General features: G+C 52.8%; 25 protein-coding genes. 7 read left to right on the top strand and 18 right to left on the bottom strand.

Translation table 11 applies throughout. The features are described from left to right. Positions 1-4 precede the first annotated feature (4 nt). From BLR00_RS07270 to cysS, 12 genes are all read right to left on the bottom strand, one after another. Complete coding sequence (locus tag BLR00_RS07270; RefSeq protein WP_074631760.1) at positions 5-1,090, bottom strand: IS630 family transposase; 1,086 nt, start codon at positions 1,088-1,090, stop codon at positions 5-7. A gap of 523 nt (positions 1,091-1,613) precedes the next feature. After that, positions 1,614-2,438: a TrmH family RNA methyltransferase gene (locus BLR00_RS07260; RefSeq protein WP_074631758.1), complete on the bottom strand. Its 825-nt coding sequence runs from the start codon at positions 2,436-2,438 to the stop codon at positions 1,614-1,616. 188 nt (positions 2,439-2,626) lie between these two features. Further along, complete coding sequence (gene greB, locus BLR00_RS07255; protein ID WP_074631757.1) at positions 2,627-3,244, bottom strand: transcription elongation factor GreB; 618 nt, start codon at positions 3,242-3,244, stop codon at positions 2,627-2,629. Between the two features lie 327 nt (positions 3,245-3,571). Next, complete coding sequence (locus BLR00_RS07250) at positions 3,572-4,582, bottom strand: glucokinase (protein ID WP_074631756.1); 1,011 nt, start codon at positions 4,580-4,582, stop codon at positions 3,572-3,574. After that, the gene (locus BLR00_RS07245; protein ID WP_074631755.1) at positions 4,579-5,376 is read right to left on the bottom strand and encodes a M90 family metallopeptidase; all 798 of its coding nucleotides are present in this window, start codon (positions 5,374-5,376) and stop codon (positions 4,579-4,581) included. The genes BLR00_RS07250 and BLR00_RS07245 overlap by 4 nt, the downstream gene beginning before the upstream one ends. A 63-nt stretch (positions 5,377-5,439) precedes the next feature. Continuing rightward, positions 5,440-6,567 (bottom strand): DNA recombination protein RmuC, encoded by a 1,128-nt coding sequence (locus BLR00_RS07240; RefSeq protein ID WP_074631754.1) that lies wholly within the window; start codon positions 6,565-6,567, stop codon positions 5,440-5,442. A 125-nt stretch (positions 6,568-6,692) separates the two neighbouring features. After that, on the bottom strand, positions 6,693-7,124 hold the full coding sequence (locus BLR00_RS07235) for a hypothetical protein (protein ID WP_074631753.1): 432 nt from the start codon (positions 7,122-7,124) through the stop codon (positions 6,693-6,695). Between the two features lie 262 nt (positions 7,125-7,386). Then, positions 7,387-9,129, bottom strand: coding sequence for a tetratricopeptide repeat protein (locus BLR00_RS07230; RefSeq protein WP_074631752.1), 1,743 nt, complete (start codon positions 9,127-9,129; stop codon positions 7,387-7,389). 23 nt (positions 9,130-9,152) lie between these two features. Next, on the bottom strand, positions 9,153-9,878 hold the full coding sequence (locus tag BLR00_RS07225; protein WP_074631751.1) for an EI24 domain-containing protein: 726 nt from the start codon (positions 9,876-9,878) through the stop codon (positions 9,153-9,155). Positions 9,879-9,905: 27 nt separating this feature from the next. Beyond that, the gene (locus BLR00_RS07220; RefSeq protein WP_074631750.1) at positions 9,906-10,436 is read right to left on the bottom strand and encodes a hypothetical protein; all 531 of its coding nucleotides are present in this window, start codon (positions 10,434-10,436) and stop codon (positions 9,906-9,908) included. A 16-nt stretch (positions 10,437-10,452) separates the two neighbouring features. After that, a complete protein-coding gene (locus tag BLR00_RS07215; RefSeq protein WP_074631749.1) occupies positions 10,453-10,845 on the bottom strand; it encodes a DUF5675 family protein in 393 nt (130 codons plus the stop codon). 292 nt (positions 10,846-11,137) lie between these two features. Further along, positions 11,138-12,532 (bottom strand): cysteine--tRNA ligase, encoded by a 1,395-nt coding sequence (gene cysS, locus BLR00_RS07210; protein WP_074631748.1) that lies wholly within the window; start codon positions 12,530-12,532, stop codon positions 11,138-11,140. Positions 12,533-12,640: 108 nt separating this feature from the next. Here cysS and BLR00_RS07205 point away from each other — a divergent pair, with 108 nt between their 5' ends. The 6 genes from BLR00_RS07205 to BLR00_RS07180 are packed head-to-tail and all read left to right on the top strand — an operon-like array spanning position 12,641 to position 17,653. After that, positions 12,641-13,696, top strand: coding sequence for a nuclear transport factor 2 family protein (locus BLR00_RS07205; protein ID WP_074631747.1), 1,056 nt, complete (start codon positions 12,641-12,643; stop codon positions 13,694-13,696). Next, positions 13,693-14,943 (top strand): L,D-transpeptidase family protein, encoded by a 1,251-nt coding sequence (locus tag BLR00_RS07200; RefSeq protein ID WP_074631746.1) that lies wholly within the window; start codon positions 13,693-13,695, stop codon positions 14,941-14,943. Before BLR00_RS07205 ends, BLR00_RS07200 begins: the two co-directional genes overlap by 4 nt. A gap of 54 nt (positions 14,944-14,997) precedes the next feature. Further along, complete coding sequence (locus BLR00_RS07195; RefSeq protein WP_074631745.1) at positions 14,998-15,606, top strand: peptidylprolyl isomerase; 609 nt, start codon at positions 14,998-15,000, stop codon at positions 15,604-15,606. An 8-nt stretch (positions 15,607-15,614) separates the two neighbouring features. Continuing rightward, the gene (locus BLR00_RS07190) at positions 15,615-16,109 is read left to right on the top strand and encodes a peptidylprolyl isomerase (protein WP_074631744.1); all 495 of its coding nucleotides are present in this window, start codon (positions 15,615-15,617) and stop codon (positions 16,107-16,109) included. Positions 16,110-16,130: 21 nt separating this feature from the next. Beyond that, positions 16,131-16,778 carry a PEP-CTERM sorting domain-containing protein gene (locus tag BLR00_RS07185; RefSeq protein ID WP_074631743.1) on the top strand — a complete coding sequence of 216 codons (648 nt, stop codon included), beginning with the start codon at positions 16,131-16,133 and terminating at the stop codon, positions 16,776-16,778. Between the two features lie 59 nt (positions 16,779-16,837). Further along, positions 16,838-17,653, top strand: coding sequence for a M48 family metallopeptidase (locus BLR00_RS07180; protein ID WP_074631742.1), 816 nt, complete (start codon positions 16,838-16,840; stop codon positions 17,651-17,653). Positions 17,654-17,909: 256 nt separating this feature from the next. Here the strand turns inward: BLR00_RS07180 and BLR00_RS07175 are convergent, their stop codons facing one another. Both BLR00_RS07175 and BLR00_RS07170 read right to left on the bottom strand, forming a co-directional pair. Continuing rightward, positions 17,910-18,614 carry a phosphoribosyltransferase gene (locus tag BLR00_RS07175; protein ID WP_081346837.1) on the bottom strand — a complete coding sequence of 235 codons (705 nt, stop codon included), beginning with the start codon at positions 18,612-18,614 and terminating at the stop codon, positions 17,910-17,912. After that, complete coding sequence (locus tag BLR00_RS07170; RefSeq protein WP_074631741.1) at positions 18,590-19,261, bottom strand: dienelactone hydrolase family protein; 672 nt, start codon at positions 19,259-19,261, stop codon at positions 18,590-18,592. The genes BLR00_RS07175 and BLR00_RS07170 overlap by 25 nt, the downstream gene beginning before the upstream one ends. Positions 19,262-19,582: 321 nt before the next feature. Here BLR00_RS07170 and BLR00_RS07165 point away from each other — a divergent pair, with 321 nt between their 5' ends. Further along, positions 19,583-21,148 (top strand): LodA/GoxA family CTQ-dependent oxidase, encoded by a 1,566-nt coding sequence (locus BLR00_RS07165; RefSeq protein ID WP_074634187.1) that lies wholly within the window; start codon positions 19,583-19,585, stop codon positions 21,146-21,148. Positions 21,149-21,157: 9 nt separating this feature from the next. Here the strand turns inward: BLR00_RS07165 and BLR00_RS07160 are convergent, their stop codons facing one another. From BLR00_RS07160 to BLR00_RS07145, 4 genes are all read right to left on the bottom strand, one after another. After that, positions 21,158-22,519, bottom strand: a complete 1,362-nt coding sequence (locus BLR00_RS07160) for a sigma 54-interacting transcriptional regulator (protein WP_074631740.1) — start codon at positions 22,517-22,519, stop codon at positions 21,158-21,160. 14 nt (positions 22,520-22,533) lie between these two features. After that, positions 22,534-23,022 carry a dihydrolipoamide acyltransferase gene (locus BLR00_RS07155; RefSeq protein ID WP_254773428.1) on the bottom strand — a complete coding sequence of 163 codons (489 nt, stop codon included), beginning with the start codon at positions 23,020-23,022 and terminating at the stop codon, positions 22,534-22,536. Between the two features lie 38 nt (positions 23,023-23,060). Next, complete coding sequence (locus BLR00_RS07150; protein WP_081346665.1) at positions 23,061-24,566, bottom strand: sensor histidine kinase; 1,506 nt, start codon at positions 24,564-24,566, stop codon at positions 23,061-23,063. A gap of 168 nt (positions 24,567-24,734) precedes the next feature. Further along, on the bottom strand, positions 24,735-25,109 hold the full coding sequence (locus BLR00_RS07145) for a hypothetical protein (RefSeq protein WP_074631738.1): 375 nt from the start codon (positions 25,107-25,109) through the stop codon (positions 24,735-24,737). Between the last annotated feature and the right edge of the window lie 68 nt (positions 25,110-25,177).

Here is a 25,177-nt window from a genome sequence, read left to right as displayed (position 1 = left end):
GTCCCTAGTGTCCTGAGTTAGAAGTTCGCAGACAAAAGCGTTCGATGCTGGCAATGATGTCATCGGCGGATTTGGTCCAGACAAAGGGTTTTGGACCGGCGTTATTGAGTTTGAGGTAATGGCGAATGGCATCCTCCAATTGACGGGTCGAACGATGGGTTCCACGGCGAATTTGTTTTTCGGTCAGAGTGGCGAACCAGCGCTCGACCTGGTTGAGCCACGAGGCGGAGGTCGGCGTGAAATGTACATGGAAACGCGGATGACGGGCGAACCAGTTGCGGATGGCGGGTGTCTTGTGCGTTCCATAGTTATCCATCACCAGATGAATGTCCAGGTCACTCGGAACCGATGCCTCGATCATACGTAAGAATTTCAGGAACTCGCTGCTGCGATGCCGCCGGTGCAACTGTCCGATGACCTCGCCGGTAGCAATATCGAGCGCGGCAAACAAGGTAGTTGTGCCATGGCGCTGGTAGTCGTGCGTGCGCCGTTCTGCGATGCCGGGGGCCAGCGGCAGGATAGGCTGGGTCCGGTCCAGCGCCTGTATCTGGCTCTTCTCATCGACGCACAGCACCATGGCCTTGACCGGCGGATCGATATACAGTCCAACGATGTCACGAGTCTTTTCGACAAACAGGGGGTCGGTGGAGAGCTTGAAGGTTTCTTGTCGATGCGGTTGCAAGCCGAAGGCACGCCAGATACGGCTGATCGCCGTTTGCGACAGCTTGGCTTCGCGCGCCATGGTGCGCGTGCTCCAGTGCGTGGCATTCGACGGTTGCTCTTCCAGGGTCTTGGCGATCACGGCATCGACACGCGCATCATCAATCGTGCGCGGCGCTCCCGAGCGGGGGGCGTCCAGCAAACCATCCAATCGCATTTGCACAAAGCGTCCGCGCCATTTCGACACCGTCTGCCGCGTCACCGCAAGCTTGAGCGCAACTTCCTGATTCTCCGCCCCACCGGCACATTCCAGAACAATGCGCGAACGCAAGGCCAGCGCTTGCGCCGTTTTGCGCCGCCGTGCCCAGGCATGCAATTGTTCTTGTTCAGCTTCGTTCAACACCAGCTTCGCTCTCGGTCTGCCTGCCATCTCGTCCTCGCTGTCTCGAACCCAATATCTGGGAGACAGCCAGCACACAAAATAATTCAACGAATTTCTAACTCACTACACTAGTAGCAAATCTCCATCGAACCTGACTATCTTTATCAGCAAGCCCTCGTTCCAATTGTTCTGACGTGGGCGTATAGCTTTTGCGCCCAGCATAATCGTATCGAATTGATGCGCGTTTATTAGTAAGTCCCCATTCAATTTTTTCTTGAGTAAGTTTTCGTGAACGAGGTGTGCCGTGCGCGTCATCAGTCGGAATTGACTCGGCAAAATTATCTTGATTCTGTTTCAATATGGTCCTACTTCAATTTAATGAACGATCGGAAAGATTATCGTTATTTATCAGACAAAGGACACAATAGCATTAAGACTTCGCTCGCCATTATTGAGCCCGATGCTACAATGTCATGTGTCAATTTTACACTTAGTGCGACCCGATCAGTGGCTGATCATCAGCATCGGCAATGAAAGAGCAACTCAATCCGAAATTCTTAAGTCAAGCGATCTAAAACACAGATCTTGGAATTTTCTTCATCTGCCTCACCCTCTCGAAAAAACATACCGCCGCCGCAGCAGCCGCATTCAATGATTCCGTGCCTCCGAGCATGGGAATGTTGATTTGTTCGCTGGTGGCTCGCAGCACCGCATCCGACAGCCCCGCACCCTCGTTGCCGAACACGAACGCGATCGAGCCGGTTAATTGGGTCTGATAAAGGCTTATTCTAGCTTTCAAGGTGGTTGCAATGACCTTGCCGTTGAACGCCCGCGCCACTTCGACCAGATCGGACCGTTCGTGTATGCGCAGCAGAAAATGTGCGCCCATGGCGGCACGCAGCGTTTTGGGCGACCAGGCATCGGCGCAACCATCAGAGAGATAGACGTCGCTTGCGCCCGCAGCGGCGGCGGAACGCAGGATGGAACCCAAATTTCCGGGGTCTTGCATGGCTTCGAGCAGCACGCAAAAAGGTTCGCCCCTTTCACCCTTTCCATCCTTATGCACGGGTATAGTTGCGGCGGGAGGGATGGATATCAGCGCCATGATGCCGGTGGGTGTTTTTACCGGGGAGGCCTCACGGAACAATACATCGCTCAGCACAACCAAGTCCACGTCCACTCCCCGCTCCGCCAGCAAACGTTTTATCTCCATGTTCTCGCAACCCGATTCGCTCACGATAAGGGTTTTCGGCGGACCTAGCGCAAGACGATAAGCGCTGATCAGATGAATACCGTCAAGCAGCGTCAGGCCAACTGCTCTACGTTGCCGGACGGAATCTTCCAGCTTGATGAGTTGTCTGAAGAATGGATTATCGCGGGAAGTGAGAGATTTCATCGTCAATCAAGGGTATATCTGAATAATCCCTCACAGAAGCGTTGCTGGCTTGCTATATCTGTCAACAAACATAAAAAGTAGGGCGGCAATAAGCGAAGCGCATTGCGCCGTATGAAACTGGCAATAGTCGCGGTATTTCATGGATTCTCGTACGGTGCAATGCGCTTCGCTTATTGCACTCTACATTTCTACATCTCCTCATTTCCTGCGTCGATCCGCTGACCGAATAATTCCATGGGAATAGTCTGGTATTTGACCTCCAGAATTTCCAGTTCTTCAACCCCGCCCGGTGCGTGCAGCGTCACCACATCGCCTTCCCGCGCCTTGATCAACGCACGCGCCATCGGTGAAATCCAGCTTATGTAGCCTTTTGAGGTGTCAATCTCGTCAACACCCACAATGGATACCGTTTTTTCTTCGCCTTTCTGATTGGTGAATGTGACCGTAGCACCGAAGAAAATTCGCTCGTCATCTTCCCTCGGTGCGGTGGGGTCCACGACTTCAGCCACATCCAGGCGCCGGGTCAGAAAACGAATACGCCGATCGATTTCGCGCAGACGCTTTTTGCCATAGATATAATCGCCATTCTCCGAACGATCGCCATTCCCGGCGGCCCACGACACCGTCGCCGTCACTTGAGGGCGCTCCTTGTTCATCAGCCATAGAAATTCATCCATCAACCGCCCATGACCACCCGGCGTGATGTAGTTTTTGCTACCCGCAGGTATAGGAGGTGATCGGTCAATGGCCTCGTCTTCATCCAGGCCGTCGCCCGATTCTGGTTCTTTTATAAATGCTTTATTCATCTGCTGACAATTTTCTATCCAGGAAAACGATCCACTTAATCCGGCCCCTCCAAATGTCCAACCGCGCACCTCTCATTGGCACTTGTACCTGCTGGCGGGGACTAGCCTGAGTGATCTGCCTTACCTTCTGGGCAGGTCGCTACGCACCCATTTACTGGCGGCCGCGAGTTGATGGCAAATCGGGCTAATAATATCAAAAGTTTGTTTGGATTCAGATCAACAATGACAGATGCGAAACGTCAAAAATGCCTGGATTGACGTCAGACAAGGCACGAGGAGGGGCATAGTATTTCTACGCAACAACAAGCAGTGCAGCATGACGACAATCTAGTCATTTTTTAGCAGCATGCGCTGCGCTTCGTATGCGGCGCCTAGCAACCCGGCTCTTGGGTTCATGACGACATGCACGGGAATTTCACTCATCAGGGCGGAAAAACGCCCTTTGTCGCAAAATGCCTTCATGAAGCCGCCTTCTTCCAATTTGTCGATGATTTTGGGTGCAATGCCGCCAGCCACATATACGCCACCGCGGCTCAGCGTCGACAGCGCCAGGTTCCCGGCATAAGCACCGTATATTTCAATAAATAAATCCATCGCTTTTACCGCAAGGGGATGCTTATGATTAAATGCGAGATCCGCCACTCGCGCCGCGTCGGTGTCCCCCAGACTGGCTTGCGCCAGTTCCGGAGAATCGTTCCGATGATGGAATTCGAGGAACTCGAAAATATTGGTCAATCCCGGCCCGGATAGTAGCCGCTCGACCGATACATGGCCAAATTTCTTCCGTAAATATTGAAGCAAGTGATCCTGTAATTCATCGGTGGGAGCAAAATCCACATGCCCCGCCTCGCTGGGTAACGGTATATAGCGGTCGCCTTGCCATATCAGCCATGCCACGCCCATGCCGGTGCCCGCACCGAGCACAACACCCATCTCGTTATCGTAAGTCCCTCCCGCCTGCAACGTTACCAAATCGCTCGGGGACAAAATTTGGATGCTCAATGCCACAGCTTTAAAATCATTGATGAGCTTGACGGCGGGAATGGAGAATTCTTTTTCGATTACCGCGCTATCCATCACCCATGGCAAGTTGGTAAGAACTGCCCGCTGTTGCGTGATCGGCCCCGCCACTGCAAAACAGGCAGATGCCGGATTTCCGGCCACTCCAGCCATCGCGACCCCATCCAGAAAATCCCGGAGCATATCGGAAAAATCCGGATAGTCGCGGCTGGGATAGCGGCGTTCGTAGCGTACCTGCATGCAGCCACCTGTCGCCTCCGCTGCTTGCAGCAAGACCTTGGTGCCGCCAATATCGGCGCTGACAAAATATTCATTCATGATTCGATCCACCGTTGTGCCGTATCCTGGCGGTAAAACAGTGCCAGTTGTTCATATACCGCCGGAAAATTTAATTTCACCACCAGCGGCATCTCAAAAAATGCTTCGCTCATCACAGCAAAGAACTCCGCAGGGCTCTCGGCTGCGTAAGGATCGATTTCATGGTCGATATGAGAATCGATAATCATTGCCTCTACTGCATCCACCTTCACGCAGAAATCCGCATAGGTTTTGCTGAATACTTCACTCCAGGCTTGCTGGCTCATGCCGGCATGCAGCGGAGGTGATCCGTTGGCGTCACCGTTCAGCATATCGAGTTTGTGAGCGAATTCGTGTATGACCACATTGTAGCCGACACCCGCCTCCGCTGCGACGGTATCTTCCCAGGAAAGAATCACCGGCCCGCCGAGCCAGGATTCGCCCGATACCGGCTCGCTGGCGTGATGCACCACGCCAGCCTCATCGGCATATTCGTAGTCGCGAATGAATTCACCGGGATAAACAATAATCTCGACCCAGCCGTCGTAGTAATCCAGGTCAAGATTCAGAATCAGAATGCAGGCCTGGGCCGCTATCACCACATGCATCTCCTCGGTGACAATCAGTCCATGTGCTCCACTTATTTGCTTGGCATGAAGAAACAGTGTGACGCATTCCCGCAAGCGCTTCAGCTCGATCGGGCTCAGGCCCCGCAGAAATCTCAGTTGCGCTATCGTTCTTTTCCAGAGATCGTCCGGGATGGATTCGTTATCAAGAATGCGGCGGCGGTACCAGTCTTTGAAGTTCCAGGACATTAAGAAACCTCTGAATCAGTCCCCGAAATTACCAGCAAGGGGCGCGATGGCAGGGTTTTTAAATCAATTCTCATCGGATTCCAGCGCATGCTTGCCTTCCAATTCCGGAACATCCACGTCGACCGCGTCTATTCGCGCAAAGCGCTGGCTGATCTTGCGGCTGGAAATATGCACCTCCTCCACATCCTGGTTGGCTTGACGGATATGATCGGCGAGCTTTTTCATGCGTTCGTCGAAACGCACGAAATCCTTGCCGAGCCGGGAAAGCTCGTGCTTGATGATATGTACCTGTTCGCGAGTCTCCATGTCCTTCAGCACCGCGCGCGCGGTATTCAGCACCGCCATCAGCGTTGTGGGCGAAACTATCCACACCTGCTTCTGCATGGCATAGTCCACCACATCGGAGTGATACGCATGGATCTCGGCGAAAACCGCTTCGGCTGGGACAAACATGACTGCGCCGTCACAGGTTTCCGGCGGCAGGATGTATTTGCCGGCGATATCATCCACGTGTTTTTTCACGTCCGCCTTGAATTGTCTTTGCGCCGATGTCCGGCTGGCTTCATCCGCATCGCGATCGAACATGCGATGAAAGTTTTCCAGCGGAAATTTTGAATCTACTGCCACCATGCCCGTGGGTGGAGGCAGCCGCAAAACGCAATCCACGCGGCTGCCATTGGAAAGCGTGTACTGCATGCTGTACGCCGCCACTGGCAAAATATTGCGCACCAGTGCTTCCAATTGCACCTCGCCGAATGCACCGCGCGAGCGTTTGTCGCCCAACAATTCCTGCAAGCTCACCATATTGGTGGTAAGACTATCTATTTTTTTCTGTGCTTCGTCGATGGTCGCAAGCCGCGTCATGACGCTGATAAAAGTTTCGTTGGTTTTCTTGAACCCTTCGTCAAGCCGCTCGGTGACACGCCCACTGATCTGGTCCAGTCGCGCTTCCATCGTTCCACGCAACTGCTCGGAAGTTTTAGCAAGCGCTTCGGATATCCGGTCACCCTGATTCGCGAGTCCTTCATGCAAGTCCTTGAGCATGTCGCGGTGCTTGTCTTCCATCATCCTTGCTTGTTGTCCCAGCAGGTCACGCATCATTGACGAAAGCATGCCGAGCCTGATCACCAGAAAAGCCATGGTTACCAGTAGAATGGCGACGGCGGTGATAATCAGCAGGGTTTCGGGCATTGTGTTGTAAAGTATACCGGAGAATCTGATTTGCTAGCAGCCTGTCGGACTTCGCACGCTTCCACGTTTCTCAACATCTTGTCACGTCGGGCAGCCTGCCAGAAAACAGTTGCCAGGTACCCCCATCACCTTGGTGGGAATCCCGTGATGGGATCATACCGTTCACTTTCCATCTGCTGATACCTCTGCCATTTGCTCTGCTGGTGCGTCCCGCGGCGACTTGAATAACCAGACTCCTGGGATTGCTTATTCTCTTGTTCAAGCTGCTCTTTCCGGGCTTTTCTCCCCACCCGGCGCCTTTCATCCACAGCCTTCTGCTGTTTTATCGCGTCCGTGGCATTCTGCTGCTCCCACGGCCTCACCTCCCACGGCTTCGGTTCCTGACCTTGCTGCTTGCCCTCCAGTCCCAATCCCGGTTGACTATTTTTCTGCGCTTGCTGCCTCGCCGCATTCGTTCCTGGTTCTCGCTGTTTCGAGAAAGCATCTTGATATGCCATGGCAGCGGATTGAAAACCCAGCACGGCAAGGGCGATAAACGCTGTCCAGAAGATTTTCATGTGTACTCCTTTACAATTGATGTTTAGCTTGCGTTTCCGATAAACTAACACCGGTGGGCCAGGGATGATCCGATTATTTAAAATTTAGCTACATTTACTTATCGACAGATCCTGGCTGTTGCTTGAGGAGGATAACTGATCTTCAGGCCATCCACTCGTGGCCATGACGCAGGAGACCGACCACCGGCCGCTTTTTCCCTATGATGTTTGCCCTGCTCTCGTTCATCATTGACGATAGCCGCAAAAAACATTGGCAATAAACCTATGGTGCTACTTCTGCCGGGGGCGCCGCAATGCAGCCGAACCGCGATGCGTTAAGCGCCACATCGGCACGCGCCCACGCCTTTTTGAAACGTGCCTCGATTAATGCCGCCTGGTCGTCCTTCTTTTGCGCGCGTAGCGTCTGCAGCAATCCGTAAAGCGCCCAGCCATTATTACGATTTCTCCGCAGATCTTCCCAGTACACCGTCTCCGCTTCAGCCGCGCGCCCAGCTTCCAGCAGAATGGCACCCAGTACCAGCCGTGGGGAAGACTGCCATTCCGACGGCTCCGTGTAAACCAACGCATCTTCCAGACGAACCGCCCGGTCAAGGTGTGCGATGGCCGAATCAAACTGTCCACGGGCGGTGGCAATCTCGCCAGCAAGCACCTCGGGACCGATACTCAATACGTCGCGTGCGGTATTTAGCGACATAAGCGGCCAATCCAGCGACCCGTTCTTCATGATCCCGCGCAACGCTTCCAGCTCTTGCTCAGCCTGCGGCAACTGCCTGGTTGCCGCGAACGCCAGGCCGCGCACATAATGCCAGCCCCCCTTAAGGAAAGCGTTGGTAGCCGGTGGCGGCGGTTCCTGCAGAATCTCGTTCCACTTCCCGAACTTCGCGTATGCCCAATACGGTGTGACACGGAATATTCCCGTTCCCGGCACAGCCTCCAGTGCCGCATCATCTATCGTGCCGGCTACCTTTCGCGCCGATTCGATCGCAAGCCGGCTTTGCCCATCCATCGTAGCGGCAAACCACAGAAAGTGAATGTTATGGGGGGTGTACATAATGGGGTACATTCCCTGCACATCGCTATGCGACAGATACTCCTCATCAGCCGCGATGGCAAGCTGATTACTCTTTATCGCGTCGGCATAGCGGCCCACACGCTGATAGATATGCGACGGCATGTGCACTGCATGTCCGGCCGCCGGCATCAGCGTAAGAAGGGTATCGGCCGCCTTCTCCGCCCGTTCGGGCGTACTCGTCGGCTCGACGAGGTGGATATACATATGCACCGCACCCGGATGTTTGGGGTTGCGCCGTATCACGTTCTCGGTAAGCGCGACAATTTCGGCGGTCCCTCCGATCGGATAACCGTCCCGCATCCAGTAACCCCAGGAGTTGAGATCCATCATCGCCTCGACATAGAGCATCGCGATGTCAAGATCATCCGGAAAGCGTGTATGGACTTCCCGCATCGCATCCGCATAAGCCTTATTGCTCGCCTTGCGCTGCTCGGGGCTGCCGGTATAACGTTTTTCCAGCGCACTGATAAGCGCCTGTTCGCGCGGAGATGCCTTCGCCATGAGCGAGGCAGCCTTCCGTACGAAATCCAGAGCCGTCGCCTCATCCTTCGGCTCCATCATTGCGTTGATGTTGGGTCCAAGCACAAGTGCCTGGCCCCAGTATGCCATCGCAAGCGAGGGATCGAGCCGCGCCGCCTCCCGAAACGAGCGGCCCGCCTCGGCATGATTGAACGCGTAGGAGAGATTCAGTCCCTGGTTAATGAATTGCTGGGCTAACTTGTTCCTGGTGCTGACCGGAAATGCATGTGACCCAAGGTTTAACAGTCTGGGTGTAGCCTGATCATCCTGGACCGCCTGCGCATGATGCTTGTGGGCAGCCCCGGATACCGTGGATGCCGAAGCATTCTCGCCCGTATGAGCGAATGTACCGGTAACCCCGCCTGCCGTCACCGCCAGCCCCAACATCATGCTATAAAGTATGCGCAATTGCATGGATATTCCCTCCTGATTCTTGACTATCCTGCACCCGGTCGATGACGCAGTTCCACGAGGCGCGCCAGACCGAAATGAACGAAAGCCAGGGCCGCCAGCACTGGCGCAAACAGATTGAAAAATGGTATGAATTGTACCAGACCGGTTAGCAGACCCAGGCACCAAAGCGACGGGCGACAGGTTGAAAATATCGTCCCCATCTCTTCGCGGCGCGCGTGCTCCGCGAGCGCGTCATAACGGAACAAACGCTGGTTCAGATATGCTGCGGCAATAAATGGCACAACTACCCCCGCGCCGACCAGCCACAATGGAATGGTGGCAAGCCATATGGCGATAAAGATGCCGATGGCGAGCAGGGCATTGAGCAGGCTCCCTGTAATGCCGCCGTTATTTTCACGTTCAAGTTGCGGGTAATCACGATCCGCTACCAGATGAACCAGCGCTGGCATGGCAAACAAGGCGGTAATCACCAGCGCCGTAATAAAAACCAGTGGCACAAAAAGAATCAGATGTGCCACACCCTGAATTCCATATGCAATCCACCTCGGTTCTACGCCTTCAAGCCAGGTTTGAATGCCGATCGCCGTGAGCCCGCTTGCGATCCATCCCGAGAAAGTGCTCCAGAAAACCACACCCAGAATAAACCACAGCAAAGCGGCCACCAGGATTGGCCAGATGACAATCCACAAGACCTGAAACCGGAACAAATCGCGGAAGGCGCGCGAAAGCGCATCGAGTACGGGGATCATGGATAATTCTCCTTCTCAGGGCGAAACTCATTGAATTCCACTTCCGCATCGCGGATCCGCCTCGTAGGCAAACGCATTGTACCAAGTGGTCCGCTCCCAGATTTCCTTGCACACCTCGGCGCAGACTTCCCGCTCGAACCCGCACATTCCGCCCAACTTGAAACGCGCCGTATAGGCACCTGCGGCTTCCCCGCCTTTAAGTTCGATAATAACGCGTGCATTTTGTTCAAAGATGCGCAGTTGATAAGTGTTGGTGAGATCCTGATAGAATTTCCTGGGAATGACGAATTCCTTGCCGTCGATGGAAACAAGGAAAACCTCGGTGATAAACCGTGGAATACCTCCATCGATGCCCCACATACCCGCATCGGCTTCACGGCACTCGCCGCTCTTGCATGGGCGCTCCCGGAATGAAACGGCAACTCTCTTGCCGGAGGACAGCACGGATATTTTCTCGTGCACGAACGGAACGGCTTCCGTGTACGCCAAGGCATCCAGGGATACGAAGGACAATGCAGCGGTGAAGCTGAAAAGCAGTACTTTCAGAAGACTTAACATTACTCAGACGATACGGCTATGCTATCTCGATGAATATTTTTTCGGTCTCGGATGCGGCTTTCAATTTAGTGAAAAGCTGCTCGAAAGCGAGTCGGCTTTGGCCGATGAATCCCGCATCCTTCGTCTGCCCCACCAGTATACATCCCTCCGTATCCGCGGCTGTATTTCCGGGGTGTATCCGCACCCCCTCAAAGTTGGGCACATTCAGAAGAAGTGGCAGCAGGCGGCCAAATCGCTGTGAGTAATTAATAATGACTTCATAGCGTCCCGCAGCGATGGCTGTCTTCCCCTTGATCTTAACCGGCCTGACTTTATCTTCCAACGTGTAGCACTCAAATTGATCATCCACGTATAGCTTGCCGATCGTGCTATTCTCCGAAAAATCTGTTCTCTCTACCCGTATTTCCATTTTCATCTCTCCTTTTTTATTATGCGGCAGGAATGATGTCGCCCCATTTCCTCCCCGCGCTTTCTCCTCGTCCTTTAAAAATAGTATATATTTGAATTGTTTTCACTATTTTTGTCTGGCTATTACTGGATCAATGGCATAGAACGTAAAGGAGTTAAGCAGATATACCGTCGTCAGCCACCTTTGGACTAGTGTCAAAAAAATAACGACAGGATGGACAGGCGAGAAATATTTCGCCTTGAATTGCGGATGGCAAGGTCAAGAACCTTCCGGTTCAAAAAGGTGACAAAACTTATGCTCGCCGCCAAGCGGTGCCCTGAGATCCATCCTCCAGAATAATGCCGGCATCCAGCAGTTCCTTGCGGATACGGTCGGATTCACCATAATCTTTATTGGTACGGGCGATGAGGCGCTGTTGAATCATTCGTTCAATGCGTTCCTGGGTAAAGGCGGGATCTCTCATAATCACGGCATCCTGGAAATATTGCTGTGAATCCTGTTGCAGCAGCCCCAGTACACCGCCCAAGGCTCTCAGCAATACCACATCCACGGGTGAACCGGTCTTGTTAATTTCGTTGGCAAGATCAAACAGTACAGCGATGGCGTCCGGGGTGTTGAAGTCGTCGTTCATCGCTTCCCTGAAACGCCGTGCCGGAGCCTCGCTCCAGTCTATTACCTCGGCAGACTCGCTTATCTCACCTCCCTGCTCACTTCCTTTCAGGGCCGTGTAAAGCCGGTCGAGTGCACGTTTGGCATCCTCCAGATGCTGGTCGGAATAATTCAGCGGGCTGCGATAATGCGCACGCAAAATAAAGAAACGCACCACTTCCGGTTGGTAGCGATCAAGTATTTCACGTACAGTGAAAAAATTGCCCAGCGACTTGGACATTTTCTCATCATCGACACGCACGAAACCGTTGTGCATCCAGTAGTTGACGAAAGGATGATCATGCGCGCCTTCGCTTTGCGCAATTTCGTTTTCATGATGCGGGAACTGCAAGTCCTGGCCCCCGCCGTGTATGTCGAAATGCTCGCCCAGAAAATGTTCGCTCATTGCCGAGCATTCGATATGCCAGCCGGGACGCCCCCTGCCCCAGGGCGAATCCCACCGGGGCTCGCCGGGCTTGGCGGCTTTCCATAACACGAAATCCAGCGGATCTTTCTTGTATGGATCGATGATCACGCGCTCCCCCGCTCGCAAATCGTCAAGCGATTTCCCCGAAAGCTTTCCATAACCCGGGAATCGATGCACAGCATAATATACATCGCCATTGGCTGCGGCGTAGGCGAGACCCTTATCCAGCAGGGTATGGATCATGGCGACCATTCTTTCCACATGCCCGGTAGCTCGCGGCTCGCAAGTAGGTGGCACGACTCCGAGCGCGACGGCATCTTCCTCCATCGCCTGAATAAAACGAGCAGTCAGGGTTTCGATGGGCTCATTGTTTTCCTGCGCACGTTTGATGATTTTGTCGTCAATATCAGTGATGTTGCGCACATAAGTGACATCAAGGCCGCTGGCCCGCAACCAGCGCACCACCATATCGAATACCACCATCATGCGTGCGTGACCGAGATGGCAATAATCATAGACTGTTATGCCACAGACATATATTCTAACGCTGCCGGGCGTCAGGGGAACGAAATCCTGTTTTTCTCTTACGAGCGAATTATGAATCTTGAGCATCTGGCGAGATTGTGAAATAGACAGGCTTCTTGGTAGAATCGGCAGGCATCTTGGCGGAAGCCAGAATATTCCGAGCTGGCTCAACAAAAACCGGAGCAGTATAGCACAATGAAATCGCTAAATTTTCACCGGGCCAATGCGTCCATGACCGCCTGTGCCGTCGTCTTGCTGATGGCGGCTGCTGCCACGTTTGCCGATGAAAGCGAGGAAGTTGCCAAACTTTATAAGCAGGGTAATCTGGGCAAAGCGCTGGAACAAGCAGATGCCTATCTTGCCACCCGGCCCAAGGACGCCCAAATGCGCTTCCAGAAGGGGTTGATCCTTACCGAGCAAAACAGGATTGCCGATGCCACCAAGGTATTTTCTTCACTATCGGAAGAGTATCCGGATCTGCCCGAGCCCTATAATAATCTTGCCGTGCTTTACGCCAGCCAGGGCCAGTATGACAAGGCCAAGAGTGCGCTGGAAGCAGCGATACGCACGCATCCCAGTTATTCCACCGCGCACGAGAATCTCGGTGACATATACGCGAAGATGGCGAGTCAGGCATATGGCAAGGCTTTACAGCTGGACAAGAGTAATGCCACCGCGCAGACCAAGCTCGCAATGATCAAAGAGCTGGTCACGACGAACCGGCCCAAAGGCGTTCAACCCGCCGCCCTGCCAGCAGGCAAGCCATCGGTAACAGGTCCTGAAAAAATTGCGGGGAAAGCGCCGGAGAAGGTTCCGGACAATATTTCGGCAACCGCCGAAAAACCGGTGCCCGAAAAAGCTCCTCTTGCTGAAAAACCGGCTTCGGAAAAACCAGCAGTCGCGGATAACGACTCTAAAGAAATCCTTAAGGCAATCAATGCCTGGGCCAAGGCATGGTCGGATAAGGATGCCAGCACGTACCTCGCATTTTACGCAAGTGACTTCCATACCCCCCGTGGCACCTCGCGCCCGGCATGGGAGAAAAGCCGCCGGGAGCGCATCGGCAAGCCAAAGTCTATCCATGTCGAAATCACCCATCCCAAAATCAGCTTCACCAATACCGCGCACGCCACGGTAAGCTTCAGGCAATCGTATCACTCGGATGCGATCAAAAGCACCACCACCAAAACCATTGAGATGGTCAAGACAGGGGAAAAGTGGCTGATACAGCAGGAGCAGGTCGGACGATGAAATCGCAAAATTGCCCTGTTTCCCTGAAACGGGATCGTCTATCCGTAAAAACCACGATTACCACAGCCGCACTGGCAGCATACTGTCTCGCAATCCCCGGCGTACTCGCAAGTGAAAACTCAATCTTGACGGAACTCCCCATGGCCGGGCCGGAAACGGCGCTCGTCAAAAGCTTGCAGGAAATCGCCGAGAGCCGCATGGATTCCGCTTTGAACGGAATCGAGCAATTACTCAAGACCAACCCCAATTTCCGGCTTGCGCAATTGATCAAGGGTGACCTGCTGCTGGCTCGTGCCCGCCCCATCAATAATATGGGCGATACGGGAGGGATGCCACAACAGGACATTGCCGATCTGCGTGAGGAGGCGCGCGCCAGAATGCAGCATCACCGGGAATCGGTCCCGCGTAATGCGACACCTAAATATCTGCTGCAAATGCAGCCGGAGCAAAAATACGCAATCATTGCCGATACCCGCAGATCCCGGCTTTATATGTACCAGAATGTTCGTGGGGAAGCCCGTTATCTTGCCGATTATTACATCAGCAGCGGCAAGAATGGCTCACAGAAACTGAAGGAAGGTGACAAGAAAACGCCTGTCGGAGTGTATTTCATCACTGCCAATCTGCCACGTGAAAAACTTACGGATTTCTACGGCAGCGGTGCATTTCCTATCAATTATCCCAACGAGTGGGATAAGCGCCACGGGCGCAATGGTTATGGCATCTGGCTGCATGGAACGCCCTCAAACACCTACAGCCGCCCGCCTCGCGCCAGCGATGGGTGCGTAGTACTCTCCAATCAGGATCTGAATGCGGTGGGTGCGACCTTGCAAGTCGGCATCACTCCCATCATCATCAGTGACGAAATGGAATGGGTAAAACCTGATGATACAGTCATACTCCGCAACAGATTGACGCAAAAACTGGAAAGCTGGCGGCGTGATTGGGAGAGTGGGAATATCGAGGCATATATCAGGCACTATGGACGGAATTTCTCCAGCGGCGACCAGGGCCTGGCTGAATGGATACAGCACAAACGCCAGGTGAATGCCGCCAAAAGCTGGATCAAGGTGGGTATCAGCAATGTCGGCATGTTTCTTTACCCCGGCAGGGACGACCTGGTAGTCGTCAATTTCGATCAGGAATATTCCAGCAACAACCTGTCCAACAAAATGAAAAAACGCCAATACTGGATGAAGGAAAACAAAGAAGGCTCATGGAAAATTATCTATGAAAGTGCGGCATAGTTTCAGTATTATGATAAAAATAATCGATTGATTTCCCTTTTTTACAGGCAGCCCATGCATATCATCAAACTTCTCACTGCTCTCTCACTTCTTTTCAGTACTATCACAACGGCTTACGCTGCCAATCCCCAGGTTGAAATCAAGACCAATTTCGGCACTATAGTGCTGGAACTCTATCCGGATAAAGCACCGAAGACGGTAGGAAATTTCTTAAGCTACGTGAAGGATGGTTACTATACAGGCACCGTGTTTCACCGGGTCATCCCTGGATTCATGATTCAGGGCGGCGGCTTCGATAAGACGCTCAGACAAAAGCCGGCAAGACAACCCGTTGAGAATGAAGCGGCCAATGGCCTCAGGAACGAGATTGGGACCGTTGCCATGGCCCGCACGTCGGATCCGCATTCGGCCTCGGCACAGTTTTTTATCAATGTCGCCAATAACGCTTTTCTTAACCATACCGCGCCTACGCCACAGGGCTATGGTTATACCGTATTTGGAAAAGTCGTGAAGGGAATGGAGATCGTCAACAAGATCGCAGACACGCCCACCGGTCCGGCGGGACCTTTCCCAAGCGATGTCCCTAAGGTAACCGTGGTCATCGAAGAAGTCAGACTCATCGCGGCGGAACCCTCTGCCGCAGCCAGCACCCCCACCAAATAAGGACAAACATGATCAAATTGCATACCAATCACGGCATCATTTCACTTGAACTCGACAGCGAGAAAGCGCCATTGACCGCCCAGAATTTTATCGACTATGTAAACAGCGGACATTATGACAATACGATATTCCATCGCGTGATTGACGGCTTCATGATTCAGGGAGGCGGCTTTGAGCCGGGCATGAAGCAGAAACAGACCCGCGCGCCGATTCAGAACGAGGCCGCCAATGGGCTCAAGAACGAAAAATATACGGTCGCCATGGCACGCACCTCCGATGTCCACTCCGCTTCCGCACAGTTTTTCATCAATGTCGCCGATAATAATTTTCTCAATTACACTTCATCGACTTCTCAGGGTTTTGGCTATTGTGTATTTGGCAAAGTCACGGAAGGCAAGGATGTGGTAGACCAGATCAAGAAAGTAAAAACGGCCGATCGAAGCGGGCACCAGAACGTGCCTTTGGAGGATGTGGTAGTGCAGAAAGCGGAAGTCGTTCAATAGCGGAATCGTTGCGGGGGGTCCATGAACAAAAATTTTCTTTCATTCTGCCTTGCCGCGGTGCTGGGCATATCCTCCGCCATGCTCCATGCCCTCCCCTTTGCCGACTCCGTGATCAGTTTCAATGGGGGCGCCGGTTTCGGGATTGACGATGGAATTATCGACGGAGAGGGTATTGATGACCTGCAGGCGGTAACGGCTGCGATAAAGGCATTGGACGGAACAATAGTTGCCCTGGGCGGCGCCACGGGGACTCCAGGTACTATCACCATGCGTTTCAGCAGTGGCGAGGTGCTTGACGGAGCCGGCCCGGATCTCCGGTTTTACGATACTTTCAGCTTTCTGGACGGATTCAGTCTGGATATCAGCGCTAATGGGTCCAGCTTCATTCACGCGTTTTCCCTCGCCGGAGATCTGTTGAATTTCTCGTGCTCTCTCGCATTCCCGTGCATTACGAATGTGGACATATCCGGTACGGGACTCAGCGAGATCAGCTATCTCAGGATAACCGCGGCAGGCAATAGCGGGCAAGGTTTTCCCGAAGCCTATACACTCGATGCCGTGGAAGCACTTAATTTCCGTTCCTCCGCCGTCGTTCCCGAACCGGGAATACTTGCTTTGATTGGCCTGGCTGCCACCGCACTCGTAGTTATACGCCGCCGGAAGTATTGAGGAATCAGTCGCCGGGGTTCTCTGAATACGTATGACAAAATATTTTATCGGGAGAAATCATGTCCATTCTTCGACTTCTTGCAGCCATATCAATCAGTCTATGGTTAGCGGTGCTCAGCGGATGCGCAACCACCACCACAGGTGGGGCGGTTGGGGCCAACCGCTCTCAGCTCATGCTTATTTCCTCGGAGCAATTGGAGCAGACAGCGGCGCAGGGTTATACCAAGATGAAAGCGGACGCAACAGAAAAAGGCGCGCTAAACCAGGATAGCAAGCTGCTGCAGCGAGTGCAGGCCATAGCCCGCCGGATCGAACCGCAAACCGGCGTATTCCGCCGGGATGCGCCCGGCTGGAAGTGGGAAGTCAATATTATTGATAGCAATGAGCTCAATGCCTTCTGCATGCCCGGCGGCAAAATCATGTTTTATTCGGGACTGATTAATCGCCTGAAGCTGACCGATGAGGAGATTGCGGTCGTAATGGGGCATGAAATCGCCCATGCCTTACGCGAACACTCACGTGAACAGGTCTCCCAGGCGATTGCCGCACAGGCCGCCATGGGCGTTGGATCGGCATTGCTTGGCCTCGGTCAGAATGCGGCGCAACTCGCCAATGTTGGTTATGAAGCGCTGATAGCCACCCATTTTAGCCGTACTGACGAGGCGGAGGCCGATCGTATCGGTCTGGAGCTGAGCGCCCGTGCGGGTTACAATCCACGCGCCGGGATAACCCTGTGGCAAAAGATGATGAGCGCTAGCGACGGCTCGAAGCCACCCGAATTTCTGAGCAGCCATCCAGCCGACTCAACCCGGGTTCAGCAGATCGAATCATTGCTGCCAATCGTTACGCCTCTCTACCAGGCTGCACGCCGCTGAAGCTGAAGCTGAATCGTATTGGAGGTTGTGTAAAAATCACGATCGTCTTTAATCTTGCGATAAGCGCTCACGTTTACAAATTCCGGGCCGATCAAGCTAAACGGGGCCGTGTGATACACGACCCCCCGTTAGTGGTACAACCATTTATCCTGAATCCGGTAGTAAGCGGGGTAAAGTGTGCGGTCATTGGCCCCATCTGCTCCATTCGAGCCTTCTGAAAAAACCGGTTTTGGTGGAGGATCTACGAATATAGAGTTCACCCAAGGCTTGTTGTGACATCGTTTAGAAGCGCCAGCACGTCCTCATCCGAGGTCTGGGAAAAATCGCTATACCATTGTCCGACGCCGTAAAAAGGCTCCGGCGCGTGCAGGCATATAAACTCATCCGCTTCTTTACCGATTTTGCCGCAGGTGGATGCCGCACCAACCGGAACAGCCACGATGATCCGTGCCGCGCCCGCCTGACGGAGGGATGCAATCGCAACACGCATGGTCGCACCGGTAGCCAGACCGTCATCGATAATAATGATTGTTTTCCCTTCTATACCTGGCGGCGATTTACCCTGCCGGTAGAGCGTGTTGCGTCTTTCCAACTCGGCCTGTTCCCTGGCTACGATGCCATCGATAACCGTCTCGTCAATATTGAGAAGATCAATAATATCTTGATTGAAAATACGGATACTCTTCCCTGCCAGCGCACCTAGCGCCAATTCTTCGTGTCCCGGCACACCAAGCTTGCGGACAAGCCACAGATCCATCGTCGCAGACAGGGCTTTCGCCACTTCATAAGCAACAGGAACACCCCCCCGCGGCAGCGCCAGAATGAGGATATCGCTTCTACCGGTATAACCGGATAGTGCATCCGCAAGCCGCTTCCCAGCTTCTGTTCTGTTTGCAAAACGGTAAAAGGTAGCCACCACCCGATTGATCCCCCCGGCTATTTCAAGTGATCGCGGAACCATTGGGCCGCCAGAAACGCGGCGGCTTCAAGCGTGCCGGACTCTTCAAACAGATGCGTTGCATTGGGCACAATTTCCAGTTTTGACTGGGCATTGAGCTGCGCAAGTGCCCATTTATTGAGATCCAGAACCTGAGGATCGTTTTCTCCCACGATCAGCAATACAGGCGCCGTAACGTCCCGCAGATAATCCCCGGCCAGATCCGGCCTGCCGCCACGTGAAACGACAGCCATGATATTTTCCGGACACCGCGCCGCGGCAATCAGCGCAGCGCCAGCCCCGGTACTGGCCCCAAACCAGCCGATTTTCAACTGTTTCATCTTCGCTTGATCTTGCAACCATGCCGCGATATCAACCAGCCTGCCCGCCAGCATTGGAATATCGAAGCGCAGATGACGTGTCCGCAAATCGATGATCTCCTCTTCTTCCGTCAGAAGATCGGCGAGAAGCGTGGCAAATCCATATCCGTTCAGCGTTTCCGCGACATAACGGTTTCGGGTGCTGTGCCGGCTACTGCCGCTCCCATGAGCGAAGGCAATAATGGCCTCCGCGCCCGCAGGTACAGTTAAATCCGCACTCAACAGCACACCACCCGCCGGTATGCGTAGAGCCGTAGTCTCGTGAGCATCATGCATCGAACGGGCGGGCATAGGATTTCTTATGATCCCAATTTTATGGAACAGGCGGACAGGGCAATCAAGATAGGCATCAACTACGTTTTACTGATTATCCAAACGAATGGAATGAAATAACTTTGATGGAAGTTCCGTGCGATTTCCGTGCGATTCCGAACATAGCTGGATGTTTCTTATTGCGGAGCTGGCATGACGGAACTCGGTTGATATTTAGGCCACCGGAATGGGATTGCGGCTGCCCAGCACGAAAAAATCACGGAAATTGTCATGGGCTCGTACTATTATTTAAAGGGTGGCACAGATTTCTTTCTCAATTTTTATAGGGAGCAAGTAAAAATGAAAACGATTTACCGGATCTACCCGGCGATAGGAGTCGCGCGGATAGGAAACAGTGAGACCGGCTATTTCCTGGGCCCGGAATCTCCAGGCATCGTACCGGAGGGACCTTATCGTGACGATTCATCACCGGGGAAAATAAAACCGCAAGGTGTCCGGTTCCGAATCTATAAATTCACCCGCGATGAATTTGGGAAGGAATCGCTCAACAACGAAGTTATGCTGGATAAGAAGACAAAAATCACCTGGAGCGTTCATCTTGCCAATAGTAAAGCGGCGGGAGGAAATTTCCCCCCAGGGGGTCCGTCTTCTTCCCCAAGAAATGCTGGTTACGACCGCGCCGGATTAGTCGTGGATGCTTCGTTGCAATCGGTATCCGGGAAAAATAAAACTGCTTTGGCGCTAAGTGGAGAAATTCACTTCATCAGAAACGGAAATGTCGAAGGTAGTGAAAAGGTTGAGCTTGGACGGCTCCTGACCGATGAAAAAGGTCGGCTCATCGTTGTTGGCGGCCCAGGCAAATCAGGCTCTCCGACCGGCCGGGGCCTGGATAGTTTTGCGAACAATGATGGCTGGTATGATGGCGTTTCCGATGGTCCTGTAAGCGCTGTGGTGGAAGTCGATGGTGAAATACCCGTCACGGCGGAAGGGGGTGCATGGGTTGTGGTTGCTCCCCCGTCGTATGCCCCGGGCATCGAAAACGTCACAACCTGGTATGACCAGGCGCTAAATGTCGCCGCGAGGAATTTCTCACCGCGCCTCATAAAAAATGTGCCCTCATTTACACGGGATATCTATCCCATCCTGAAACGAACAGTAATGCTGCATTGGGTAGTCGAGCAGGAAAATCGTCATCATGGCACTGCTGGTAATTTTCTGAACGTTGCGCGATTGAGTAAGTTGGCGGACAAGAGTGAAAACGGAAAGTCCGCACGCGAATCGGTCTTCAGGTGGTTGATGAAACCGAATACGCGTGTCGATCCCAATACACCACCGCCACAACTTCCGCCGGCCATGCCAAAAGTGAATAGTGGTCTCGATCCGGACAACCCCGAGCAGGGCGAGTACACGGCACTGACGGAGTATCAGTACACCATGATGGAAAAATGGTCGCAGGGCAATTTCGAAGCCGACTGGACGGCAGAGCCGGTACCCGTTCCGTTCGATGAATTGCCGCTGAAACTAAGACCCGATGCCCTGACGCGAGCATCATTGGAAGGTTGCATTGGCGCGCCATTCTTTCCCGGTATCGAGGTGACCTACGTTATCGCGCAGGCTGCGACCTACGAAGGATCATTTCGAATCAAACACACCCTCCCTCCCGGGTTTCTGACCGAACGCATGGCATTGCCCTGGCAGGCCGACTTTCTGGCTTGCGGTGAGCTATGGTGGCCCGCTCAGCGCCCGGTCGATGTCGTTACCGCATCGGGGCGGATTCAGCCATTCTCGCGAGGCATACAAGACTACGGGGATATGGTCCGGTGGTGGACGGAACTTGGCTTTGTTGTAAAGAAAGGCGAAAAATTTGTTGAGGATGAGCGTAATCCCATAGATGGCCAGTCTTAGATAGGAAGGTCAGCCTTGAGGTTGCTTGAAAACGGAGGGGTCGAGCTGATATCTTTGGAGAAGTTTGTAGAATTCGGTGCGATTGCGTTTTGCGAGACGCGCTGCCTGGGTCACGTTGCCACCCGTGATTTTGAGCACGCGCACCAGATAATCTCTCTCGAAACTCTTGCGCGCATCCTCGAAAGAAACGAGTTGCTCCTCTTCTTTATGCATGGCATCGTACACCAGGACCGGTGAAATCAGGGGAGCGGTACTCAAGGCAACGCACTGCTCCACCACATTCATCAGTTGCCTCACGTTACCGGGCCATGAAGCACCCACCATCATTTCCATCGCCTCGGGAGAGAATCCATTGATATTCTTATCGTATTTCACAGAAAATGTACCAAGGAAATGATTCGCCAGCAAAGGAATATCCTCCCGCCGCTGCGACAAGACCGGAATGGTTAATGCCACGACATCCAGTCGGTAATAGAGATCTTCCCGAAAACTGCCATTAGCGATTTCGACCTTGAGATCACGGTGAGTTGCGGAAATAATGCGGACATTCACAGGAATTGTCTGCATGGACCCAACTGGGCGCACTTGCCTTTCCTGGAGAACGCGCAATAATTTGACCTGGAGCAAGAGCGGCATGTCTCCGATTTCATCCAGGAACAGTGTCCCTTTTTCCGCTAATTGCAACAAGCCCTTGTGATCCCTCACAGCACCTGTAAACGCTCCCTTGACGTGTCCGAATAACTCGGATTCCAGCAATTGCTCTGGAATCGCCGCGCAATTTATCGCCACAAATGGATGATGGCGACGTTTTGATGCTTCATGTATGGCGTGAGCAAACAGTTCCTTGCCAACACCGCTCTCACCATAAATCAGTACACTTGCATCCCCTTCCGCCACCAGTCCCGCTTTGGTGAGAAGATCCTCCATTACCGCACTTTGCGTAATAATAGTCTTGGACCACGATGCTTGTGACGTCTCGGTTTGTCCCGCAGTGCCGGGGGCAAGCCTGAGGGCTTGGCTAATGTTAGCCAGTAGCGTCTTGCTGTCAAAAGGTTTGGCGAGATAGCCGAATACGCCCCGCTGAACAGCTGCCACCGCATCGGGAATGGTGCCATGCGCTGTCAGGATTATCACTGGCAAGGTGGGCAACGTGCGGTGAATTTGTTCGAATAGCGCCATCCCATCCATACCGCTCATCTGCATATCGCTAATGACGAGTTGCGGGCGCGATACATCCAGATAATTAAGTGCCATCTCCGCGCTTGGCACGGCTTCCACTTTGTAGCCAGCGGCGGTAAGCCGGATCGTGAGTAATTCCAGCAGATCGGTATCGTCGTCGACGATGAGGATTCTTGGATTGGAGTCAGGCATATTTTTTTGAAGGTTTACAGTTCTCTGAGAATGAGATTTTTTTCCATGCTCTTAATGGCCTCAATCTGATTTTGTAAAGTTTCCGTACGTTTTTGTTCTTCTTTCAATTTTAGTGATAATTCATCCACGCTATTGCTTAACCGTTGCTGTTCCGTGAGGAGTGCCGCCAGCAGGTTTCTGAAACTTTGCAAACCCGTTGCCGGTTTTGCATCGCGTGGCCATTCGTTAAGCAGATAAAGCGCTGAAGTGGTGTCACGGAAAGGAGTGTTGGGCAAGATAAGAAGCAATATCAGCCTGGCTCGATTTGCATCGCTTTTGTTTTGTACGAAATTCTGTTTTACCTTGTCGTACACGCGAGCAAGGTCCGCCGCGGGCTGCTTACGCAAGGCATCGTAGTATTGCATCAGATCTTCCATCTGACCGGTTACGATTAAGTCGAATGGCAACGGCTCTGCAGGTTGCTGATTTTCAGGAACAGTGGAGCAGGCGGCCAGCAACGCCAATATAACTACCGGCAGAATCCAGAATTTCCGGCGTGCGCTCATAAGGTTCCTTCCATATCACGAATCGGCAGGGTAAGGCGAAAATGGGCGCCATTAGTGGCCTGCTGCACAAGCTCTATCGTGCCACCATGCGCGAGCGCGTACTCACGAGCGATGGATAATCCCAGTCCTGTTCCCTTTATATGACTGTCGAGGACTTGTCGTCCCTGATAAAAAGGCTCGAATACTTTCTCACGATCCACCTCGTCAACACCGGCACCGGCATCCAGAATATCGAATCGCACCATCTCATCCACTTCACTCGCCCAGATTTTTATACATCCACCGGCAGGAGAGAACTTGACCGCGTTCGATAGCAAATTATCCACAATGACTTTAATTTTTTGTTTATCGCAATCAACCATCAGTTCCGGGCAGGAAACATCAATTTTCAAGCCTTTGCTCATAATGATAAGATTCTGGTCTTGTAACACGGCATCCAGAATTTTTGCCAGATTCGCCGGTCGTTTCACCAGAGCCGCTTTCTCGGTCTGAAGCGCACTGTAACTCAGCAAATCTTCTATGCGCCGTTGTAATTGTATGCTGTTGTTGTACAGGATAGTTGCGATACGCTGTTGTTCTTCCGTCAGTTCCCCCGCTACGCCTTCCGCAAGCAAGTCGGCACCTTCGCGCATGGCGGTAAGTGGTGTCTTGAGTTCGTGAGAAACGTGCTGCAGAAACCGGGTCTTCTGTTCTTCCAGTTTCAGCAACCTGCGGCGTAGCCAATCCAGGCGTTCACCAAGATACCTTAAGTCCTGAGGACCATCCACCCGTATGGCTTTAAATAGCGCGCCTTCCCCCATGGTACGAATCGCCTCGTCAATCTGACGTATTGGATGCGCAATCCGTAATGAAAAGATAAATGCCAGTAGAATCGCGAATGGAATCAAGGCAAGCAACTGCCATCCGACGGTAAAGCGGGCATCCCCCGCCATATCCTGCATTTCACCCACTTCACGTTCAATCAACGCATAACCGACCGCTGAAAATGTTCGCGCTGAATCCCGCAGAGGCACAAATTTGCCAACCAGATCGCGGAGTGCTTCCGGTGATTGCTTCATAGCCGACACGTTCCCGAAAATCGATTCCTCCAATAACTGCATCTGCTCCAGTAATTGCTTCTGTTCGGTATGCAAGGAAAGCTCAAAAAGGCTCGTCGCGGTGCTCTCGAATTTCTTGTGCGCCCTAAAGTAATTTTCGAGCAGGGATGTGTCACCCAGGATATGTGTCTGCCGCACGGCACGCTCCATGGCTGCAATTTCGTCCGCCAGGACACGACTGCCATGCGCAATTTGCGCCGCCTGATATACAGCCCTGCGGCTTTGATCCGCCAACCGGTCGATGGAGAATGCGCTGTTGATGAGTGCGATGATAAGCGGCAGACCCACCAGTGCAAATCCAAACAAAATCAGTTTCAGAAAAGATTTGGGCTTACGCCGTAACCGAGACGAAGAAGTGGCGCCAGTACCATTCTCCTGTCTTACGGTATCCCCATGAACAACCATTTTTATCCTTTGACCGACAAACCTGCCAGGGCCGATGCCTGAGTTAATATCCGATTATTTTTTTATCCGTAGATAATCCGTAGATTATGCTGATAATTCAGAAAATCTGAATAGTCTTATTGGTCGTAACCCTTCATGTCACGACACCCATCATCGAGCTTGTGATGTCTATGGCGTTGAGGCAACGTAAGGCTTGCAATAGTGCTTGGAAGGAAATTCCTTATTCCGGCGCGAATTCACAATAACATCACCACCATTTTTTACACACTCCCGCATCGCATTGTTCAGACTCGCATAATGCTCATTTGGCTCCGTATTCTTTGAAACTGGCGGCACTTTCTCCCGGATTTTGAGACACGCCGCCGCTTCATCCCCCGCAGGAGAAGTATCTTTTGTGGGCGGCAATGAACATAATTTACATGGGTTACCCGGACACAGGCATCCAGTACATTCCGCCTGCACCAGGGTAGCGAATACTCCCAGCAGCAATGCAAGGACAAGTGGACAAATCCGCCGCAACATATCGATTGATCTCATATTCATATCATTTCGCCTTCCCTATCAAGTATCACCATGCTCCACCGCACTCCGCCACACTGTCGCCCCAACCG

Origin of the sequence: Nitrosospira multiformis, from assembly GCF_900103165.1 — a bacterium.
Classification (GTDB): Bacteria; Pseudomonadota; Gammaproteobacteria; order Burkholderiales; family Nitrosomonadaceae; genus Nitrosospira; species Nitrosospira multiformis_D.
Note: the sequence above shows the minus strand (reverse complement) of the source record. Positions and strands in the feature narration are given on the sequence as shown.

Excerpts from the sequence above, each read along its gene's own strand:
- BLR00_RS07270 (WP_074631760.1), bottom strand. The coding sequence starts at position 1,090 with ATGGCAGGCAGACCGAGAGCGAAGCTGGTGTTGAACGAAGCTGAACAA.
- BLR00_RS07205 (WP_074631747.1), top strand. The coding sequence starts at position 12,641 with ATGAAATCGCTAAATTTTCACCGGGCCAATGCGTCCATGACCGCCTGT.
- BLR00_RS07225 (WP_074631751.1), bottom strand. The coding sequence starts at position 9,878 with ATGATCCCCGTACTCGATGCGCTTTCGCGCGCCTTCCGCGATTTGTTC.
- BLR00_RS07195 (WP_074631745.1), top strand. The coding sequence starts at position 14,998 with ATGCATATCATCAAACTTCTCACTGCTCTCTCACTTCTTTTCAGTACT.
- BLR00_RS07160 (WP_074631740.1), bottom strand. The coding sequence starts at position 22,519 with ATGCCTGACTCCAATCCAAGAATCCTCATCGTCGACGACGATACCGAT.
- BLR00_RS07185 (WP_074631743.1), top strand. The coding sequence starts at position 16,131 with ATGAACAAAAATTTTCTTTCATTCTGCCTTGCCGCGGTGCTGGGCATA.
- BLR00_RS07260 (WP_074631758.1), bottom strand. The coding sequence starts at position 2,438 with ATGAAATCTCTCACTTCCCGCGATAATCCATTCTTCAGACAACTCATC.
- cysS (WP_074631748.1), bottom strand. The coding sequence starts at position 12,532 with ATGCTCAAGATTCATAATTCGCTCGTAAGAGAAAAACAGGATTTCGTT.
- BLR00_RS07150 (WP_081346665.1), bottom strand. The coding sequence starts at position 24,566 with ATGGTTGTTCATGGGGATACCGTAAGACAGGAGAATGGTACTGGCGCC.
- BLR00_RS07235 (WP_074631753.1), bottom strand. The coding sequence starts at position 7,124 with ATGAAAATCTTCTGGACAGCGTTTATCGCCCTTGCCGTGCTGGGTTTT.
- BLR00_RS07230 (WP_074631752.1), bottom strand. The coding sequence starts at position 9,129 with ATGCAATTGCGCATACTTTATAGCATGATGTTGGGGCTGGCGGTGACG.
- BLR00_RS07170 (WP_074631741.1), bottom strand. The coding sequence starts at position 19,261 with ATGCCCGCCCGTTCGATGCATGATGCTCACGAGACTACGGCTCTACGC.
- BLR00_RS07245 (WP_074631755.1), bottom strand. The coding sequence starts at position 5,376 with ATGTCCTGGAACTTCAAAGACTGGTACCGCCGCCGCATTCTTGATAAC.
- BLR00_RS07250 (WP_074631756.1), bottom strand. The coding sequence starts at position 4,582 with ATGAATGAATATTTTGTCAGCGCCGATATTGGCGGCACCAAGGTCTTG.
- BLR00_RS07145 (WP_074631738.1), bottom strand. The coding sequence starts at position 25,109 with ATGAATATGAGATCAATCGATATGTTGCGGCGGATTTGTCCACTTGTC.
- BLR00_RS07220 (WP_074631750.1), bottom strand. The coding sequence starts at position 10,436 with ATGTTAAGTCTTCTGAAAGTACTGCTTTTCAGCTTCACCGCTGCATTG.
- greB (WP_074631757.1), bottom strand. The coding sequence starts at position 3,244 with ATGAATAAAGCATTTATAAAAGAACCAGAATCGGGCGACGGCCTGGAT.
- BLR00_RS07165 (WP_074634187.1), top strand. The coding sequence starts at position 19,583 with ATGAAAACGATTTACCGGATCTACCCGGCGATAGGAGTCGCGCGGATA.
- BLR00_RS07215 (WP_074631749.1), bottom strand. The coding sequence starts at position 10,845 with ATGGAAATACGGGTAGAGAGAACAGATTTTTCGGAGAATAGCACGATC.
- BLR00_RS07175 (WP_081346837.1), bottom strand. The coding sequence starts at position 18,614 with ATGGTTCCGCGATCACTTGAAATAGCCGGGGGGATCAATCGGGTGGTG.
- BLR00_RS07180 (WP_074631742.1), top strand. The coding sequence starts at position 16,838 with ATGTCCATTCTTCGACTTCTTGCAGCCATATCAATCAGTCTATGGTTA.
- BLR00_RS07190 (WP_074631744.1), top strand. The coding sequence starts at position 15,615 with ATGATCAAATTGCATACCAATCACGGCATCATTTCACTTGAACTCGAC.
- BLR00_RS07240 (WP_074631754.1), bottom strand. The coding sequence starts at position 6,567 with ATGCCCGAAACCCTGCTGATTATCACCGCCGTCGCCATTCTACTGGTA.
- BLR00_RS07200 (WP_074631746.1), top strand. The coding sequence starts at position 13,693 with ATGAAATCGCAAAATTGCCCTGTTTCCCTGAAACGGGATCGTCTATCC.